Here is a 17,535-nt window from a genome sequence, read left to right on the forward strand (position 1 = left end):
GGAACCGGAAGGCATCGTGCTGTGGCGCGCCGGTCCCACGGGCGGCCCGCCCGCTGCGCGGATCCGGGCGGCACCGCGACGCCGGTGCCGCCCGCGTACCGCGCCGCCGGCCGCCGGACCGCATCATTTGGTCCCGCTGAAGATGCACCGGCCGGGAACGCGATGAGACTTGACGTATGGCAGAACAATCCCGAACGCGGGTCCGGTCGTCCGCGGCTGCCCGGAAACACAGCAAGACGACGGGCAACGATCCCGGGGCGGTGGCCCGCCAGGGCGCTGAGCTGCTGCAGAGCCTGATCAGCCAGCGCGTGGAAGGTGTTTCCGCGGTACGGCGGACCGACGACGGCTGGTGCGTCGAGGTGGATGTGCTGGAACTGGCGCGGATCCCGGACACCACGAGCCTGCTCGCGACCTACGAGGTGAAGCTCGACGAGGACGGCGAGCTGCTCGAGTACTACCGGACCCACCGCTACCGACGAGGTGCGGCCGACCAGTGAACGCCCCGCTGACCAGCTGAAAGGCACCGCAGATGCCCACGACCACCTATTCGGGACTGTCCGGCGAGGTCATCCCCTGCCCGCCCAGGGCGGGAACGCTGTACGACGTGATGGAACTCATCCTGGACCGGGGGATGGTCATCGATGTGTTCATACGGGTGTCCCTGGTCGGGATCGAGATCCTCAAGATCGATGCCCGCATCGTGGTGGCCAGCGTCGACACGTACCTGCGCTTCGCGGAAGCGTGCAACCGGCTGGATCTGGAGCACGATTCGGGCAGCGTCACGGTCCCCGAGCTCTTCGGCGGCCAGGCCGTCAAGAGCGTCGGCAAGCACAAGGCGAAGAAGGCCGCCTCCTCCATCGGCGATACCGTCCGCTCGGTGGTGGGCGGGGGCGACGACTCGGACGACGACTCCGAGGAGGAGGCGCAGCCGCAGCGGCGGCGGCGCAGCAGTTCCGGCCGGTCCGGAGCCGCATCCCGCCGGCGGCGCGCAGAGGAGGAGTGACCAGTGACGGAAGACGGCATCTACGTCTATGCCATCGTCCGGGCCGACCACCCGTTGCCCTCCGGCCTGGGTGGCGTGGGGGATCCCCCGGGGGCGGTCGAGCGCCTCGACGAGGGGCGGGTCGCCGCGGTCGTGAGCCCGGCGCCGCCGCAGCTGCGCGCCCGGCGCCGTGACCTCCTGGCGCACCAGGAGCTGCTGCTGGCCCTGGCCGGCGCCGGTCCGGTCCTGCCCATGCGGTTCGGGATGGTCGCCGCGGACGAGACGGTGGTCCGCCGGCAGCTCTCGGACGCCGCGGAGCGCCATGTGGCCGCTCTCACGGACCTCGCGGGACGGGTCGAGATCAACGTCAAGGCGCTGCCGGCCGACGACTCGCTGGCCGCGCTCGTCCAAGGGGACGCGACCATCCGCGGCCTGCGCGAGACGGTGCGCCGGCGGCCCGGGTACGAGGCGAATCTGCGCCTCGGGGAGGCCGTGGCCACCGCGCTGTCGCGCCGGGCCGCCGAAGCGGGCCGCGAGATCGTGCGGGCGCTGACGCCCAGGGCGCATGCGGTCGCCGCCGGTCCTGAGGTGTCCGGGTGCCAGGTCAACACGTCGTTCCTGGTGGACCGGGGCGACAGCGCCGACTTCACGGCGGAGGCGGAGCGACTCGCCCGGCAGCACCGCGACCGCGTCGTCCTGCGGGTGGCGGGCCCGCTGCCCTGCTACAGCTTCCTCGAACCGCGTGCGCTCGCGGGCCGGGCCGGAGGATGAGATGGGGCTGATCAGCGGCGTGCTCACCCTGCCGCTCGCCCCCGTACGCGGTGTGGTCTGGGTGGCCGACCAACTCGCCCAGGCAGCCGACCGCGAGCTGCACGATCCGTCCGTGATCCGCGCCCGGCTCGCCGCGCTGAACCATGAATTCGAATCCGGTCACCTCGGCCAAGAGGCCTTCGAACGTGAAGAGGAGCAGCTGCTCGACCTGTTGTACGAGCGCTGAGGACCGCCGGAGCCGGGCGCCGCGCGCCGGTCGGCGGACGCACCGGAGTCCGGCCCGCCGCCGCTGCCCGGCCCGCAGAGGAAGGAGTGACAGGTGACCGACATCGACACACGACGGGACGCTCCTCCCGCCCACGGACCGACCACCTCGAACCTCGCCGACATCCTCGAACGGGTCCTCGACAAGGGGATCGTCATCGCCGGCGACATCAAGATCGATCTCCTCGACATCGAACTCCTCACCATCAGGCTGCGGTTGTTCGTCGCGTCGGTGGAGACGGCCAGGAAGGCCGGCATCGACTGGTGGGAGACCGACCCCGCGCTCAGCTCCACGGCGGCCCGCGACGAGCTGCGGGACGAGAACCGCCGGCTGCGCGAGCGGGTGGAGGCGCTGGAGTCCGCCGAGAACGGTGACGCGCCCTCCGCCCGCGCGAAGGACACCGCGGGGGCCGGGACATGACGGAGCAGCCGGGCGCCCCGGAGGGCGCCACCTCGACCTATGTCTTCGCCGTGTGCCGGCGGCTCGACCCGGCCGTCCTCACGGGCCTCGCCGGCCTCGCCGAGGGCTGCCCCGTGCGCGGTCTGCGCTGCGGGCCCCTGACGGCCGTCGTCCAGCACGTGCCCGCCGCCGAGTTCACCGAGGACGCCTGGCAACGGCGGCTGTCGGACCGGGCCGCGCTGGAGCACTGCGCACGCGCCCACCACGAGGTGGTGACCGCGGCCGCCGCCTGCGGTCCGACCGTGCCGCTGGCGCTGGCCACCCTCTACCGCGGGGACGAGCGCGCGCGAGAGGCTCTGGGCGCGGACGCGGACCGCTTCACCGTGGTCCTGGACCGCCTCGAGAACCACGCCGAATGGGGCGTGAAGGTCTACGTCCCCGCCACGGCCCGCCCGCCCTCCGCGCCCGCCTCCGCTGCGCCTCACCCGGGCGGCGGCAGCACGGGCGGCGGCAGTGCGGGTGGGGGAGCGGGCCGCGCCTACCTGGAACGCAAGCGCGGCCTGCACCGGGCGCGCGAGCAGCACCATGACCGGGCGCTGCGGACCGCCGAGGACGTCGATGCCGCCCTGACCCGCCTGGCCACCGCGACCCGCCGGCTCCGCCCGCACAGCCCGGAGATGACGGGGGAGACGCACCGGCTGCAGATCCTCAACGCCACCTACCTGATGCGGACCGAACGCGTGCAGGGGCTGCTCGACGCCGTGGAGGGCCTGCGGCAGCGCACCGGGGCCGAGGTGGAGGTCTCCGGCCCCTGGGTTCCGTACTCCTTCGCCGGGGAGGTGTGAGCCGTGTCCACCGTGCAGCCCGTCCCCTGGGAGACGCCGGGGCCGCTCACCGGACCCATCGGCGTCCCGTTGGTCGACCTGCTCGACCGTGTCCTGGCCACCGGCGTCGTCATCAGCGGCGACCTGGTCATCGCCATCGCGGATGTGCCGCTGGTGCGGCTCTCCCTGCACGCGCTGCTGTCGTCGGTCAGTGAGCGGGTGCCGGCGCCGTGGTCGGACTCGGGCCCGCTGTGACGGAGCGCACCGGCCCGCGCGAGGGCAGATTCGACGTCGACCGGGACCACATGGGCCGCGACCTGGTCGCGTTGGTGCTCACCGTGGTGGAACTCCTGCGGCAGCTGATGGAACGGCAGGCGATCCGGCGGGTGGAGCAGGGCGACCTGAGCGACGGGCAGGTCGAGCAGATCGGGGAGACGCTGATGCACCTGGAGGACCGGATGACCGAGCTGTGCGATCAGCACGGCCTCCAGCTCGACGACCTCAACCTCGACCTCGGGCCGCTGGGGTCGCTCCTGCCGCGCTCCTGAGGGGCCTCAGCGGGCGGCCCGCTCGCTCCGGGCGTGCTTGCCCTTGGCCCAGGCGACCAGGACGAAGGTCACGCTGATCAGGAGCGCCCAGGCTCCGATCTTCTCCACGGCGACGGGCTGCCAGCCGTGCACCTGGTCGGGGTAGCGCCAGGCGCCCAGGTAGGTGGCGATGTTCTCCGCCAGCCACAGGAAGAAGCCGATCAGGGCGAAGCCGAGCGCCAGCGGCATGCGGTGGCGGGTATGCCCGACGGTGAACCTCACCTGTGTCCCGGCCGTGGCCGCGAGCAGCGCGACGGCGAGGGGCCAGCGCAGGTCCGGGAGCCAGTGGTGGCTGAAGAAGTTCGCGTAGACCGCCGCGGCCACCACCGAGGTCGCTCCGGCGCGGTAGCGGCTCAGCTCCAGGTCCATCACCTGCCAGGCGCGGCACACATAGCTGCCCACCGCGGCGTAGAGGAAGCCGCCGTAGAGAGGTACGCCGGCGAACTTCAGCACGGCCGGCTCCGGATAGCTCCAGGACCCCAGGGCGACCTTCACCACCTCAAAGGCCAGCCCGATCACATGGCACACCGCGATGACCGCGAGGTCCCGCCCGCTCTCCCAGCGGCAGGCCAGGAACACCACGGTCAGCAGCACCCCGTAGACGACCAGCAGGTCGTACCGGGCGATGGGCAGCTGCGGCAGTGCCCGGGACACGGCCACGCCCGACAGCAGGGCGACGGCGAAGGCGCAGCAGCGCGTCTCGAGCCAGGCGAAGAGGAGGGCCTGCCGCAGAAGGGTGCTCACGGTGGACATGTCTGGATCGACGCAGGGGACCCGCGCACCGGTTGCCGCGGCTCCATGACCTGGGCCCTCGCCGATGTGGTTCACCGTGCAACCATCGTGGGCCTTCGCGAGTCCTTCACATGCCACACAGTTCCATCACCATGGAGGGGGATCTCCCTTGCGTATGCGCCCCGTGACCGCCACCGCCCTCATCGCCGGTGCGCTGGCCTGCATCGTCGCCACCCCGGCCCAGGCCGCCGAGTACCACTCGGCGTTGAAGGTCCGCGGAGTCCAGTACGACGCGCCCGGCCGGGATTCCCACAGCTGCTCCTCCGGCAACACCGACGAGGAGTACCTGACGATCAAGAACTACTCGACCACGGCGACCATCAACCTCAAGGGCTACGTGGTCAAGGACGCCACCGGCAACCGCTTCACCTTCACCGCCGTCCACTACCTCCAGCCCGGTGACTACGTGAAGCTCCGCGGCGGCCACGGCACCGATTCCGACCAGCGCAATGTCGTCTACCGCGACAACTGCAACTTCCTGTGGAACAACGACCGCGACACCATCTACCTGTACAAGCCCTCCGGCAGCCGCTCGGACGTCCACTCCTACACCAAGAGAGGATCCGACTCCGACGGCAACGGTTACATCGGCTACCACGCCTGAGCCGGATGGGTGCGGGCTCCCTCTCCCCGGCGGAGGCGGGGCCCGCGCGGCAGGGACGCGGGAGGGGAAGCCGCGGCGACCCGCACCCTGACGGCCGAGCGGGAGGCCGCTCATGACCCGACCCGGCCGTCGCGAATACGCTTGTCCGCCGCTCCGGCGCCGCACTACCGTGCCGAGGTGGACCTCTTCTCACGCTCCTGGACGGCGCTGCGCACCGCGGTCGCCGCGCTCCGGGACAAGGACTTCGCGCAGCCGTCCGGCTGCTCCGGCTGGCTCGTGCGGGACCTCGTGTGCCACCTGATCATCGACGCCCAGGACGTCCTGATCACCCTCGCCACCCCCGCCGGCACGGAACCGACCGTCGACGCGGTGACCTATTGGCACGTCGAGGACCGGCCGCCGACCGGCGAGGACCCGCTCGACGCGCTGACCGTCCGGCTGGCCGCCGCGTACGAGGATCCGCGCCTGCTCACGTTCCATCTCGACGACGTCGGCTCCGCCGCGGGCCGCGCCGCCGAACTCGCCGACCCCGGCGCCCGGGTGAGCACCCGCGACGAGGTCCTCACCGTCGGCGACTACCTCACCGCGTACGTCCTGGAATGGACGCTGCACCACCTCGACCTGATCGCCTCCCTCCCGGACGCGGCGAAACCGCCCGCGGAGGGCCTGGCCCGGTCCCGCGCCCTGCTGGAACGGCTCGCCGGCGCCGCCTTCCCCGCGTCGTTCACCGACGAGGACGCCCTCCTCGTCGGCACCGGCCGCCGGGCGCCGACCGCCGGGGAGAAGGCCGAACTCGGCGACCTGGCCGCGAAACTGCCGCTCGTCCTCGGCTGATCCGCCCACGCAGGCAGCCGGCCGGCAGGCAGTAGCCGGACAGGCCGACGGGCAGACCTCGACGATGTCGACGCGCTCGACGGCATCAACGGCCTCGTGAAGGACGCCCCCGGGCGGATGCCGGCACCGGTGGCCTGGTCATCGGGGAGAACCCGCACACACCGGCCGGATCGCCCTGCCGGCCAGGGCGATCCGGCCGGCCCCCGCGCGCAGCGCCGCAACGCGGGCCCGGCCGTGAACTCCTCGGTGTAACCGGGCTTTCCGGCCGGGGGGCGCCCATTCCGCCGGCCCGCCCCGCGGCCGCTCAGTCGAGGCAGAACTCGTTGCCCTCGGGGTCGGCCATGACGAGGTGACCGGCACCGAGCGGGGGAGCCGGCTCGTGGCGCCCGAGCCGGGTCGCGCCGTGGGCGGCGAGCCGCTCGGCCGCCGCCTCCAGGGCCGCCATCCGCGCGTCGCCGGCCAGCCCGGGGGCGGCCCGCACATCGAGGTGCACCCGGTTCTTGGCCTGCTTGCCCTCCGGCACCCGCTGGAAGAACAGCCGCGGCCCGGAGCCGTCGGGGTCGACCACCGCCGAGGCGTCGTTGCGCCGCTCGGGCGGCACCCCCATCGCCACCAGGGCCTGCTCCCAGGAATCGAAGCCGGGCGGCGGGTCCTGCAGCCGGTAGCCGAGGGCCTCGGCCCAGAACGCGGCCAGTCCCGCCGGGTCGGCGCAATCGAAGGTGATCTGGACGTCGCGGGCCATCTCAGCTCGCCTCCTGTCGGGTCTGCGGGCGGGTGTGCCGGTGGAGGTCGCGCAGCAGGCACACCTCGGCCAGATGGTGGATCAGCTCACGGTGGATGTGCAGGACCAGCGCCGCCATCGGCCACTCGGCGTACGGCCCCTCCGCCGCCCCGCACGGACGGGCGAGACCGGTTTCGCCGAGGGACTCGACCCCGGCCAGCCAGGTGGCGTACTCCGCGTCGAGTTGGGCCAGTGCCGCGCCCGCGGTCCCGGCGTAGGCGAACGACTGGTAGTCGGTGGGCGTGCGGCCGAAGTGCGCGGCGTTGCGCATCGCGAGCACGCCGACGATCACATGCCCGAGACGCCAGGCGATCGTGGTGAACGGCGCCGGATCGGGCTCCGGCATCGCGAAGTCGATGGTCATCGCGCCGGACCCGGCCTGTACCGGCGCGCTGCCGGTGCCGCGCGGGCGCACGTTCCAGCAGTCGGGTGCCGGCTCCCAGAAGTACTCGTCGTCGGTGAGCCCGTCGAGGCGGGGGCGCAGTTGATGGGTCCAGTGCCAGGCGAGCTGATCGCGGAGCAGCGGGTTCCAGTTCTGGTCGGTCATGGCTCCAGCCTTCCCCCAAACGCGGACAGCTCCGTTCCGCGATCGTGGGACGATGGCCAGGTGACCGTCGAAGCAACGATCGAGCGGGTGCTGCGGCTGCTGGCACTGCTGCAGCGCCGGCCGTCCTGGACCGCCGCCGAGCTCGCCGCCGAGCTGGGGGTCACCGACCGCTCGGTGCGCCGCGACGTCGAGCGGCTGCGCGCGGTCGGCTACCCCGTGCACGCGACGGCGGGCGTCGGCGGCGGCTACCAGCTCGGTGCCGGCACCCGGCTGCCGCCGCTGCTCCTCGACGACGAGGAGGCGATCGCGACCGCGGTGTCCCTGCGGCTGGCGTCCGGGGGCACGGTGGCCGGGACCGGCGAGGCGGCACTGCGGGCGCTCGCCAAGCTCGACCAGGTGATGCCGCCCCGGCTGCGGGCCGAGGTGCGGGCGGTGCACGCCGCCACCGAGACCCTCGTCGACCCCGGCGTCGAGATCGACGCGGAGCTGCTGGTGACGCTCGCGCGGGCCTGCCGCGACGCCGTGCGGGTGCGGTTCCGCTACACCGCCCGCGACGGCGACGAGCGCGAGCGCACGGTCGAGCCGGTGCGGATGGTCGCCACCGACCGCCGTTGGTACCTGATGGCCCGGGACGTCGACCGCGATGACTGGCGCACCTTCCGGCTGGACCGGATGCGCGAGGCGGTGGCGACGACCTGGCGCTTCCGCCCGAGGGAGCACCCGGACCCGGTCGCCTACGTACAACGGTCGGTCACCGAGGCGCCGTACCGGTACCTCGCCCGGGTGCGGCTGCACGCCCGCCCCGACCAGGTGCGGGAGCTGGTGCCGCCCCAGGTGGGGCGCGTCGAGGACGAGCGCGACGGGTGGTGCGTGCTCACCGCCGGCGGGAACGACCTGGACTGGCTCGCCGTGCACGTGGCCCGGCTGGGCTTCGAGGCGGAGGTGCTGGAGCCTCCGGAGCTGCGGGAGGCCGCCGCCCGGCTCGCCCGCCGCGTGGCGGCGATGGCCGGTACGGGCTGACGGCTCCGGTCGGTCCGTGCTCGCCACCCGGGGCCGTAGCCCGGTGCGCCACCGGGCAGTGGGCCAACCGGTCGTCGCAGGGACGAAGTTGACCAGGCCGTCGGCGCCACCGGTGCGGAGGAGGGCGGTCGTCGCTGCTGCCAGGCCGCTGTGGCGGGCGCGACGGGAGAGCCCATGCGCAGGCGCCCCAGGACGCCGTGGCGGTGTCATGGAGGCGGAGTGCCGCGGGCCGACTGCCTACCTGGCTAGTCGGCGCGGGAGAGTCCCGCGATGTGCGCGCGGTAGGCGGCGATCTCGGCGTCGGTGAGCGCCAGGCGACCGGGACCGGGCTGGTCGGCCGGCAGCGTGGTGGACTGGACTGCCGCCTGGTACATGGGGCCGGGCAGATTCAGCAGCAGCTGCCCCTGCTCGGCGGTCTCGATCACCAGCCAGGAGTCCGCGTTCTCGTCGTGAACATCGGTGACCCCGATGGTGCTGATGGCGGTAACGGTCAGAACCGGAGGGATATCGCTCATGGCACCTCCCTATCAGGCATGGCCTGCCTCGGCGAATCAGTACGACCCGGCATGAGCCCGCGCCCGGTCGCCGAGCGCCGGCGGGGTGACATGGGTGGGCGGGACCACCCTGGTACGGGGTCCCGCCCACCCATGTCGGAGGCCCGGAGTCAGTCCTTGAGGGCGTCCTTGCCCTTTTCCTTTGCGTCGCGCAGATTCCCCTTGGACTCCCGCACCACACCGTCCGCTTCGAGCCGCTCATTGCCGACCGTGCGGCCGACGTCCTTTTCGGCCTTCCCGGTCGTCTGCTCGGCCTTGGCCTTCGCCTTCTCCACGGCGCTCATCATGAGATCCTTTCGTCGGCGTCATCAATCCGGTGCCCGCACGACGCGGCGGCAAACGGAGAAATTCTCCGGGAGGACCGGCCCTCGGAGCGATCGAGAGACGCCGTGCCAAAGGCGCGCCGACGGCGGACACGGGACCGGACAGACGGCATCCTCCTCTCCTTTCCAGTGGATGTCTCCGTATTCGTGCCAGGTGTGCGTCCCAGGCTTCTTCCTGGGTATTCGCTCCGAATTCGTTGTCCCTCAGCGGTTTCTGAGGGGGCATCATGCGGGAACGCGAAACGGCCGGTGGACCGGATTCTGTGAGCGTCCGGAAACGGCGGAGTGGGTGCGGCAGCAGAACTGTTGCCGCACCCACTCGGTGTCATCTCGGGCCCGGTGCCCGGCCGCCGCTCTAGCGGTCGAGGTGCGCCAGGGCGCCGCCGCCGGCGTGCACGCCGCCGACCGGGCGCTGGTGGTGCCTGTGGTGGTGGTGCAGGCACCTGTGGTGGTGGCGTCCGTGCCAGCGGTGGCCGTGATCACGGTCCCCACGCCGGAACCGGTCGTGGTCGTGGTCACGGTCCCCACGCCGGAACCGGTCGTGGTCACGGTCCCCACGCCGGAAGCGGTCGTGGTCGTCGCCGTGGTGTGCCGAGGTGGCGCTGACCGTGGCGCTGTCCCCGGCCGCGGGCGAGGCCGTCGCGACGGGCGCGCCCACCGCGAGGACCGCGGTCAGGACGGCTGAGGCGAACAGGGTGCGGGCAGTGCGCATGGGCATGTTCCTTTCGGCCTACTGCGAAGGCGGCACAGTGCCGGCCTTCTGATTGCAGTAGCGACATATGACCCGCAGTCAGCTGTCTTGTCACGGCGCATCACGTGACGGCGCCGCAAAAATGCGCTTTATGGGTGGCGTCGGGGAGGAGGCGGAGGCGTCGTGCGTCCGGTCCGCCGGATGTGCCGTGGCGCGGCGTTCGGCGATGGCCCCGGGGGGCGGACGCAGGAGTGCGGACCCGGTGATGGCCGAGCGGGGCGCCGCCCTGCTCCCGACGGCGTCCCAGGGCGGCCGTCCGTGGGTGCGAGAGCCCGGGCGAGCACGATTCGCCGACGATCGCGAGACATCTCTCCGGGCGAATGCCATTACCTGATGCGACGTATTCCCTTCTTCTTCAAAGCTTCAATTTTTCCCCAAATTTGCACGTCGGGCGAAGGGTCGCATGGGTAATGGGGTGATTGCGTCCTGCTACCGGATCCGCCCCCGGGGCCGCCCGTTCGCGCATGCCGCGGATTGTCCACAGCGGTGCGCTGACATTTTCGGTATGCATTCCTTCAAGGAATATAACTATTCAGCCAATGGCTCTGTGCAAGACCGTGAATGCTCCCTACTCTGAGGCAAATTTTCAGCCAGCCCTGTCCTGAAAGGCCTCCTATGGCAAGCGTTGACGAGATCGCTCCCGAGAGGGCGCGCTCCTCCGGTTCCCTCCGCAGGGACGTGGGACTGATCGGTCTCATGTGGGCGTCGGTGGGCTCCATCATCGGATCCGGCTGGCTCTACGGTGCCCAGAAGGCCGTGGTGGTGGCGGGGCCGGCCGCGCTGATCTCCTGGATCATCGGCGCGGTCGCGGTGGTGCTGCTGGCGCTGGTGCACGCCGAGCTCGGCGGCCTGTTCCCGGTGGCCGGCGGCACGGCACGCTATCCGCACTACGCCTTCGGCGGCCTGGCCGGCATGTCCTTCGGCTGGTTCTCCTGGCTCCAGGCCGCAACGGTGGCCCCGATCGAGGTCGAGGCCATGATCGGATACGCCGGTCACTGGTCGTGGGCCCAGGGCTTCCAGCACGCCAACGGAACCCTGACGACGAGCGGCTTCCTCGTCGCGGTCGTCCTGATGGCCGTCTTCGTCGCGGTGAACTTCCTCGGCGTGAAGGTGCTGGCACACACGAACAGCGCGGCGACCTGGTGGAAGATCGCCGTACCCCTCGGGGCGATCTTCATCATCGCGGCGGTCAACTTCCAGCCGCACAACTTCACCTCGCACGGCTTCGCCCCCTTCGGCGCCAAGGGCGTGCTCAGCGCCATCAGCACCAGCGGCATCATCTTCGCGCTGCTCGGCTTCGAGCAGGCCATCCAGCTCGCCGGGGAGAGCCGCAACCCCAAGCGCGACCTGCCGCGCGCCACGATCGGTTCGGTCGTGATCGGCGCGGTGATCTACATCCTTCTCCAGATCGTCTACATCGGCGCACTGCCGCTGGCGTCCTTCGCGCACGGGTGGGCCAAGCTGGACTACGCGGGCATCAGCGGCCCGTGGGCCGGCCTGGCCACCGTGGTGGGCCTGGGCTGGCTGGGCTGGGTCCTGTACGCGGACGCGATCATCTCCCCCGGTGGCACCGGCCTGATCTACACCACCTCCACCTCGCGCATCTCCTACGGCCTCAGCAAGAACGGCTACGCGCCCAGGCTGTTCGAGAAGACCGACGGCCGGGGTGTGCCGTGGTTCGGTCTGATCATCTCGTTCGTGACCGGAGTGATCTGCTTCCTGCCCTTCCCGAGCTGGCAGGAGCTGGTCTCCTTCATCACCTCGGCGAGCGTGCTGATGTACGCGGGCGCGCCGCTGGCGTTCGGGGTCTTCCGCAACCGCCTGCCGCATCACGAGCGCCCGTACCGCCTGCCCGGCGGCGGCGTGGTCTCGCCGGTCTCCTTCGTCGTCGCGAGCCTGATCATCTACTGGGCCGGCTGGGACACCCTCCAGCGGCTGGGCTGGGCGATCGTCATCGGGTACGTACTGCTCGGCAGCTACGCCTGGTACGCGACGAAGAAGCGGCTGCCGAACGCTCCGCGACTGGACTGGAAGGCCGCGCAGTGGCTTCCGGTGTACCTGATCGGGATGGGCCTCATCGCCTGGCAGGGCGGCTTCGGCGGCCAGGACCACCTCCCGCTGTGGTGGGACATGGCGCTCATCACGGCGTTCTCCCTGGGGATCTACTACTGGGCCCGCGCCACCGCCGTCCCGGCCGAGGCGATCGAGCAGAACATCGAGGAGGTCGCGGTCGTGGACGAGGGCGGCCACTGACCACACCCTGACCGACACCCCCGAAGCCGAGGGGTCCGGCCGGACAACCGGCCGGACCCCTCGGCTGTTTCATGGATGCGGGCCGTCACGGCGGGGCAGGCGGGGGAGAACGACGACGGGCCCTAGAGCAGGTCGAGCGCCGCGCGTACGGCGGTGTTCAGGTCGGCGCCCCGCAGGTCGAGGTGCAGGGCGGAGTCGAGGACGTACCGGGGCTGCGCCCGCCAGCCGCGGGTGTGCAGCCGGATGTCATGGCGGGCGGTGTGACGGTGCAGGGCGCACAGGAAGTGCAGGCCCGTCACGTCCATGAACGGCACCTTCTGCACGTCCAGGACCACGCTGGACAGCGTCGCGGGCAGCGCGGCGAGGACGCCGTCGCACACGGGCTCGCAGGCGCGGTCGATCTCGCCGCAGGCCATGAGCAGTACGGTGTCGTCCAGATACTGGGTGCTGATGGTGAAAGGAATAACGCCCTCGAAGAGTTGGGGTGGCAGCCACCGGCAGCCGCAACGCTGCGGATACACGGCGGGTGCCGTGCATGGTCCGGAGTTCGCGGGCCGCCGCGGCAGGATCTGCGGGGGATCGCGTCCGCCGCTCGGGGCGCTGGTGAGCGAAGCTCACGAGCCGAACCAGGCTGTTCCGTCACTTCACTGTCCCACATCGCGCCGCCCCTGCGGAACAACGCCGGCGGGCCGCGCCTCCGCCCCGCCCGTCCCCGCCGGATCAACCGGGGTGTTCCACACCGGACTTGGGGGCAATACCGGTTACCCGGCGACCGCGCAACGCCCTCCCGTGCGCGCCGGTGCGTCACCGCAAGGCCGTCCGGCCGGCGTGCGGGCCTTCGACGATTCGTTGCCGCGGTTCGTGCCGATGGGACGTCACCTTCCTTGGGGGCCGGCGAACCGCCGGACGGAGAGCCGTGTTCCCCGCCCGGGCATATTCCACGCTTCCTGGCCATGTGCTTGCCCCTCGGCAACAAATAGGCCACCTCTTTCTGCGTAAGCGACCCGCGGAGCAGTTACTGCAGCGTTCGCATCCGCCGCAAGGCATGGAATCCAGCCAATTAACCGGACGTCGAAAGCAAGCCACGGAGCGGGGGGTCGCCCTGGCCGACCAACGACCATGGATGCAGGCCGCGATGGCTCATCGGCGCGTGGCAACGGGCCTGGCCTGCTCGGCTTTAGTGCAGGCAGGTGCGCCGGCGAGCGCCGTGCGGCGCGCCGCGGGGCCCCGCGGCCCCGGGCCGGATCTGCTCTTGAGGCTTGCTCTGGCCGCAGCGGTTTGCCAAGGTCTGGCACTTGTCGCCGAGCGGTGATGGCATCATCGTGCGGCGGCGATAGCGGAACCCCTTGGAGTGACCTGCCGCTCTTCGGGGAAACGCTCAATACCTGCTTCTCTGCGCCCGGTTCGAACGAACAGTCGAAAATCGTTTGCCTCACCAGTAACAGGGGTCGCGCTTGCGACTACTGGCGGGCCAAGGCAAATGGGTATAAAAATCACTCTCAGTCAAACCGCAGGGGGTTGCTATTGTATGACTGGGAGTGAAGACTGTCGGTCAAGCTGGGCTGGCGTGAAAGCGCTCGGAGACGTGGATCGCTGACAACATCAAAAGGTACCTGCCGGTAGTGTTTACGCTTCTCTCGTTCTCTTTTCGGGCGCCGGTGGCTCGTGTTCGGATCGCCCACCATCTGCTTGCGCGGGGATGCCTGACACGTGTCATGTGTGAGGGGTTTTCAGTGGGGGATGTGTGGTAACGAGATGGTCGACGGTGGCTTCGCCGCCGTATGTCGGGGCAATGGTGAATGGCCGGCGTGGGGGTTCGCGGGCTGGTTCATCGCGCTGTGAGGCGAGCCCGACGGCATGTTCTCGATTGCCTGTCTCATGGGGTGGGAGGGGGCTCGGTATGTGGAATGGCATGGCCGGCTCCGGCCGGAAGGTGACGGCAGTCTGTCCGCGGTGGCATTCTGTCCGACCGCCGACGCTGCTTTATTGCTGCTGTCGCCGGTGAGTGAACCCACGACAACTGCCCAGGTGCTGTCGACGCTGATCAGCGAGCAGTGGGGGCGGTCCCGTCGTGCCCGCGACGGCAGGAAACCCGGATTCAGGGCCCTTGTGGGCGAGGTGTCGCGGGGGCCTGTGATGGACCATATCGGCATGCCTTAACCGGTGTTCGGGTGCGCACCTCTTCATGCGCGTTCATGTCGCCGGGGGATCCCGGACGCCGTTTTTGGGATATCGCGACACCCTCGTAAAGACCGTGCGCCGGAAACTGGCTCCGCTCATTCGCGCGCCGGTCGTGCAAAATTAATCCGAAGGCAGTCAAAGGCATGAAACGGCTGTGATAGTAAGCCTGTTGTGTCACACGGCGATCCGTCATTTCGAGGGGTGGGACCGCCGAACAGTCCAGCGCATAACCGCCGGGGAGCAACGAAGCCTCCCGGACCCGCACTTCAGGGAGTACCGGTGACCAGCAACGAACTGAAAGAGGCACCTTTCGTCTTCGACGATCTGGTCGACCGCTGGAGTTCCTTGAGCGAGGCCGATCCCGTACGCCATGACGAGGGGCAGAACCTCTGGCAGATTCTGGACCACCGCAGCGTGTCCGCGGTGCTCGCCGACCCGGCGACCTACTCCTCGGACTTCTCCGGACTCACCCCCACCCAGCCGGACTTCGAGACCTTCCGCCAGGGCAACTTCGTCGGCATGGACCCGCCGGAGCACCGCAAGCTGCGCACCCTCGTCAGCCAGGCGTTCACCCCGCGCGTCGTCTCCGGACTCGAACCCAGGATCCACGCCATCACGGCCGAACTCCTCGACGCCGTCGGGGACCGTGACCGCTTCGACGTGGTGGACGCGCTGGCCTACCCGCTGCCGATCCTCGTGATAGCCGAGCTGCTCGGTGTGCCGGCCAGTGACCGCGGGCTGTTCCAGGAGTGGGCGGCGACGCTCTTCGGCGGGGACGAGATCGGCGAATCGCTCGACATGAGCGACATCGAGCGCGCGCTGGACTCCATAGCGCCCACCGTCCGCGAGATGAACGGCTACATCCTCGAGCACATACGCCACCACCGGAAGAACCCCGGCGACGGACTGACCAGCAGGCTGGTGCAGGCCGAAGTGGACGGGGTACGCCTGGCGGACCAGGAGATCGTGGGCTTCGTGGCCCTGCTGCTGGTGGCCGGGCACATCACCACCACCGCCCTGCTGGGCAATGCCGTACTCAGCTTCGACCAGCACCCCGAGGCCGCCGCGCAGGTGCGCGCGGACCCCGGCCGGCTGCCGGACGCCATCGAGGAAGTGCTGCGGTGGCTGCCGCCCTTCCCGGAACTGGGGCGCCGTACCACCCGTGAGGTCGAACTCGGCGGCAGGACCATCCCCGCGGACGCCATCCTGATGGCCAACCTGGCCGCCGCCAACCGCGACCCGGCGCGGTTCACCGATCCCGGCGCCTTCCACGTGATGCGCAACCCCAACCCGCATCTGACCTTCGGCCACGGCATCCACTTCTGCTTCGGTGCCCCCCTGGCCAGGATGGAAGCGCGCATCGCGCTGCGCCAACTACTGGACCGCTTCTCCTGCATCACCATCCCGAGCCGCCGTGAGGTCGAGTTCCAGAACCCGGCCGTCATCGTCAGCGCGCGACGTCTGCCGCTGGAGGTGCGGAGGTCCTAGCGACGTTCGCCCAGCAGAGCGGGCCCGGCACCAAGGGCCGCGCCCGCGCGAGGAGATCGGTTGCCGAGTGCTCTCGGCGATCAGGCCCAGGGGCTGGTTCGCCCACGCCGTGAGCGGATCGCCGCCACGGCAGTCAGGCGCGTCATTCCCCGTGAGTTCCGAGTTCCGGGAGTTCCTTTCTCATGCCGCATCCTTCGAGTGCTCCGGTCGCGAGCCGGCAACCGACCCACATACGACGCCTCTTACAAGAGCGTCTGGACGGACTGGCGCGTGCCCACCAGGTACCTGGGGCCCAGCTCGCCGTGCAGGTCGACTCCGTCACGTACACGGTCCAGACGGGCGAGGCGGACGTGTCCACGGGCGAGGCGTTCACCGTGGACACGGCGGTGCCGCTGGGCTCCGTCACCAAGCCCTACACGGCCGCCGTCGTCCAGCTCCTCGCCGACGACGGTGACCTCGCGCTCACCGATCTCGTCGGTACGCATGTGCCGGAGCTGCGGCGGGCACCGCACCTCACCGTGCGGCAACTGCTCAGCCACACCGGGGGGCTGCCTACCGGGCCCGACTCGGACGACGCGGCGGCGCTGACCGCCGCCCGCTACCTGTCCGTGCACTGCTCCGGCCGGGACGCGGTGTGCGCGCCCGGCAGCGGCTTCTCCTACTCCAACGCCGGGTACGTCGCCGCCGGCCGGCTGATCGAAGCGGTGACCGGCATGACCTGGCAGGACGCCGTCCAGGCGCTGGTGCTGGAACCCCTGGGCACCGTCCCGGCCTTCCTCGGCGACCCCGCGCCGAAGCGTCCGGTGGCCCGCGGCCACTCCGTGCACGCGGCCCTGGGGCGGGTGCGGCCGGTGGAGCAGACCCTGGCGCCCGTGGAGGCCCCGGCGGGTGCCCTGCAGGCGAGCGCGCTCGACCTGGTGGCGCTGGGCCGGGCCCTGATCGGAGGCGGGCCCCGCGCGGTGCTGACGCCCGAAGCCGCCGAGGAGATGCGCCGCCCCGTACCGGGAGCCGCCCCGGGCGTCCTCGCGGACGCATGGGGCCTGGGCCTCGCGCTCTTCCAGCAGGGCGCCCAGCAGTGGTGCGGCCACGACGGCAACGCCCAGGGCACCTCCTGCCACCTGCGGGCCGAACCGGACAGCGGCACGGTGGTCGCCTTCACCAGCAACGCCAACAACGGCACCGCGCTGTGGCACGAACTGGCCGAGGAGCTCGCCCAGTTCACCGGAGTGCAGGTCCCCTCGGCCGCCCGCCCGCTCGAGCGGGGCCGCGCCGTCGCCCTTCCCCAGTGCGCCGGGACCTACCACAACGGAACCATCGAGTACCGGGTCACGGCGGATGCCGAGGGCGCCCTCGCGCTGACCGTGAACGGCGACACCCCCGCGCCCCTGGTCTGCTACCCGGATCTGACGTGCGACCTGGTGGATCCCGCGTCCGGCCAACGCCATCCCGGCGGGCGCTTCCTGCGGGATCCGGACAGCGGCGGCATCGACCGCCTCCAGATCTCCGGACGCACGGCCCGCCGTACCGTCACCGCCTGAATCGGGTCCGCCGCGGACGAACCGGTGCGACTCCCCGCTCT

At 71.0% G+C, this 17,535-nt stretch carries 21 protein-coding genes; 14 read left to right on the forward strand and 7 right to left on the reverse strand.

Going from position 1 to position 17,535, the window contains the following annotated elements:
- The first annotated feature begins 176 nt into the window (after window positions 1–176).
- From AB0411_RS12450 to AB0411_RS12485, 8 genes are all read left to right on the forward strand, one after another.
- Window positions 177–497: a gas vesicle protein gene (locus AB0411_RS12450; protein ID WP_366417226.1), complete on the forward strand. Its 321-nt coding sequence runs from the start codon at window positions 177–179 to the stop codon at window positions 495–497.
- Between the two features lie 32 nt (window positions 498–529).
- Entirely contained in the window at window positions 530–1,003 is a 474-nt protein-coding gene (locus AB0411_RS12455) for a gas vesicle structural protein GvpA (RefSeq protein WP_366417227.1), read from the forward strand.
- A gap of 3 nt (window positions 1,004–1,006) precedes the next feature.
- Window positions 1,007–1,753 carry a GvpL/GvpF family gas vesicle protein gene (locus AB0411_RS12460; RefSeq protein ID WP_366417228.1) on the forward strand — a complete coding sequence of 249 codons (747 nt, stop codon included), beginning with the start codon at window positions 1,007–1,009 and terminating at the stop codon, window positions 1,751–1,753.
- A gap of 1 nt (window position 1,754) precedes the next feature.
- Window positions 1,755–1,979: a gas vesicle protein GvpG gene (locus AB0411_RS12465; protein ID WP_366417229.1), complete on the forward strand. Its 225-nt coding sequence runs from the start codon at window positions 1,755–1,757 to the stop codon at window positions 1,977–1,979.
- A gap of 93 nt (window positions 1,980–2,072) precedes the next feature.
- On the forward strand, window positions 2,073–2,438 hold the full coding sequence (locus tag AB0411_RS12470; protein WP_366417230.1) for a gas vesicle protein: 366 nt from the start codon (window positions 2,073–2,075) through the stop codon (window positions 2,436–2,438).
- Window positions 2,435–3,262 (forward strand): GvpL/GvpF family gas vesicle protein, encoded by an 828-nt coding sequence (locus tag AB0411_RS12475; RefSeq protein WP_366417231.1) that lies wholly within the window; start codon window positions 2,435–2,437, stop codon window positions 3,260–3,262. Before AB0411_RS12470 ends, AB0411_RS12475 begins: the two co-directional genes overlap by 4 nt.
- Before the next feature lie 3 nt (window positions 3,263–3,265).
- Window positions 3,266–3,496 (forward strand): gas vesicle protein, encoded by a 231-nt coding sequence (locus AB0411_RS12480; protein ID WP_366417232.1) that lies wholly within the window; start codon window positions 3,266–3,268, stop codon window positions 3,494–3,496.
- Between the two features lie 50 nt (window positions 3,497–3,546).
- Entirely contained in the window at window positions 3,547–3,789 is a 243-nt protein-coding gene (locus AB0411_RS12485) for a gas vesicle protein K (protein WP_403148307.1), read from the forward strand.
- Between the two features lie 6 nt (window positions 3,790–3,795).
- Here AB0411_RS12485 and AB0411_RS12490 read toward each other — a convergent pair whose 3' ends face one another.
- Window positions 3,796–4,581 (reverse strand): DUF817 domain-containing protein, encoded by a 786-nt coding sequence (locus AB0411_RS12490; RefSeq protein WP_366417234.1) that lies wholly within the window; start codon window positions 4,579–4,581, stop codon window positions 3,796–3,798.
- A gap of 154 nt (window positions 4,582–4,735) precedes the next feature.
- Here AB0411_RS12490 and AB0411_RS12495 point away from each other — a divergent pair, with 154 nt between their 5' ends.
- Both AB0411_RS12495 and AB0411_RS12500 read left to right on the forward strand, forming a co-directional pair.
- Window positions 4,736–5,224 (forward strand): lamin tail domain-containing protein, encoded by a 489-nt coding sequence (locus tag AB0411_RS12495; RefSeq protein ID WP_437041814.1) that lies wholly within the window; start codon window positions 4,736–4,738, stop codon window positions 5,222–5,224.
- A 177-nt stretch (window positions 5,225–5,401) separates the two neighbouring features.
- On the forward strand, window positions 5,402–6,058 hold the full coding sequence (locus tag AB0411_RS12500; protein WP_366417236.1) for a maleylpyruvate isomerase N-terminal domain-containing protein: 657 nt from the start codon (window positions 5,402–5,404) through the stop codon (window positions 6,056–6,058).
- 304 nt (window positions 6,059–6,362) lie between these two features.
- Here the strand turns inward: AB0411_RS12500 and AB0411_RS12505 are convergent, their stop codons facing one another.
- Together AB0411_RS12505 and AB0411_RS12510 are read right to left on the reverse strand one after the other, a co-directional pair.
- Window positions 6,363–6,800 (reverse strand): VOC family protein, encoded by a 438-nt coding sequence (locus AB0411_RS12505; RefSeq protein ID WP_366417237.1) that lies wholly within the window; start codon window positions 6,798–6,800, stop codon window positions 6,363–6,365.
- A 1-nt stretch (window position 6,801) separates the two neighbouring features.
- On the reverse strand, window positions 6,802–7,386 hold the full coding sequence (locus AB0411_RS12510; RefSeq protein ID WP_366417238.1) for a DinB family protein: 585 nt from the start codon (window positions 7,384–7,386) through the stop codon (window positions 6,802–6,804).
- A gap of 60 nt (window positions 7,387–7,446) precedes the next feature.
- Here AB0411_RS12510 and AB0411_RS12515 point away from each other — a divergent pair, with 60 nt between their 5' ends.
- Entirely contained in the window at window positions 7,447–8,406 is a 960-nt protein-coding gene (locus tag AB0411_RS12515; protein ID WP_366417239.1) for a helix-turn-helix transcriptional regulator, read from the forward strand.
- Between the two features lie 245 nt (window positions 8,407–8,651).
- Here AB0411_RS12515 and AB0411_RS12520 read toward each other — a convergent pair whose 3' ends face one another.
- From AB0411_RS12520 to AB0411_RS12530, 3 genes are all read right to left on the reverse strand, one after another.
- Window positions 8,652–8,921 carry a hypothetical protein gene (locus AB0411_RS12520; RefSeq protein WP_086721570.1) on the reverse strand — a complete coding sequence of 90 codons (270 nt, stop codon included), beginning with the start codon at window positions 8,919–8,921 and terminating at the stop codon, window positions 8,652–8,654.
- Between the two features lie 149 nt (window positions 8,922–9,070).
- Complete coding sequence (locus AB0411_RS12525) at window positions 9,071–9,244, reverse strand: CsbD family protein (RefSeq protein WP_366417240.1); 174 nt, start codon at window positions 9,242–9,244, stop codon at window positions 9,071–9,073.
- Between the two features lie 394 nt (window positions 9,245–9,638).
- Window positions 9,639–9,995 carry a hypothetical protein gene (locus AB0411_RS12530; protein ID WP_366417241.1) on the reverse strand — a complete coding sequence of 119 codons (357 nt, stop codon included), beginning with the start codon at window positions 9,993–9,995 and terminating at the stop codon, window positions 9,639–9,641.
- Between the two features lie 654 nt (window positions 9,996–10,649).
- Between AB0411_RS12530 and AB0411_RS12535 the strand changes: the two genes are divergently transcribed.
- Window positions 10,650–12,287 (forward strand): APC family permease, encoded by a 1,638-nt coding sequence (locus AB0411_RS12535; protein WP_366417242.1) that lies wholly within the window; start codon window positions 10,650–10,652, stop codon window positions 12,285–12,287.
- A 122-nt stretch (window positions 12,288–12,409) separates the two neighbouring features.
- On the opposite strand, the gene AB0411_RS12540 is transcribed toward AB0411_RS12535, so the two are convergent.
- The gene (locus tag AB0411_RS12540) at window positions 12,410–12,808 is read right to left on the reverse strand and encodes an STAS domain-containing protein (RefSeq protein ID WP_366417243.1); all 399 of its coding nucleotides are present in this window, start codon (window positions 12,806–12,808) and stop codon (window positions 12,410–12,412) included.
- A gap of 1,939 nt (window positions 12,809–14,747) precedes the next feature.
- Between AB0411_RS12540 and AB0411_RS12545 the strand changes: the two genes are divergently transcribed.
- Together AB0411_RS12545 and AB0411_RS12550 are read left to right on the forward strand one after the other, a co-directional pair.
- On the forward strand, window positions 14,748–15,956 hold the full coding sequence (locus AB0411_RS12545) for a cytochrome P450 (protein WP_366417244.1): 1,209 nt from the start codon (window positions 14,748–14,750) through the stop codon (window positions 15,954–15,956).
- A 182-nt stretch (window positions 15,957–16,138) separates the two neighbouring features.
- The gene (locus AB0411_RS12550) at window positions 16,139–17,494 is read left to right on the forward strand and encodes a serine hydrolase domain-containing protein (RefSeq protein ID WP_366417245.1); all 1,356 of its coding nucleotides are present in this window, start codon (window positions 16,139–16,141) and stop codon (window positions 17,492–17,494) included.
- Window positions 17,495–17,535 lie beyond the last annotated feature (41 nt).

The sequence above is a fragment of the Streptomyces angustmyceticus genome (assembly GCF_040701845.1).
Classification (GTDB): domain Bacteria; phylum Actinomycetota; class Actinomycetes; order Streptomycetales; family Streptomycetaceae; genus Streptomyces; species Streptomyces angustmyceticus_A.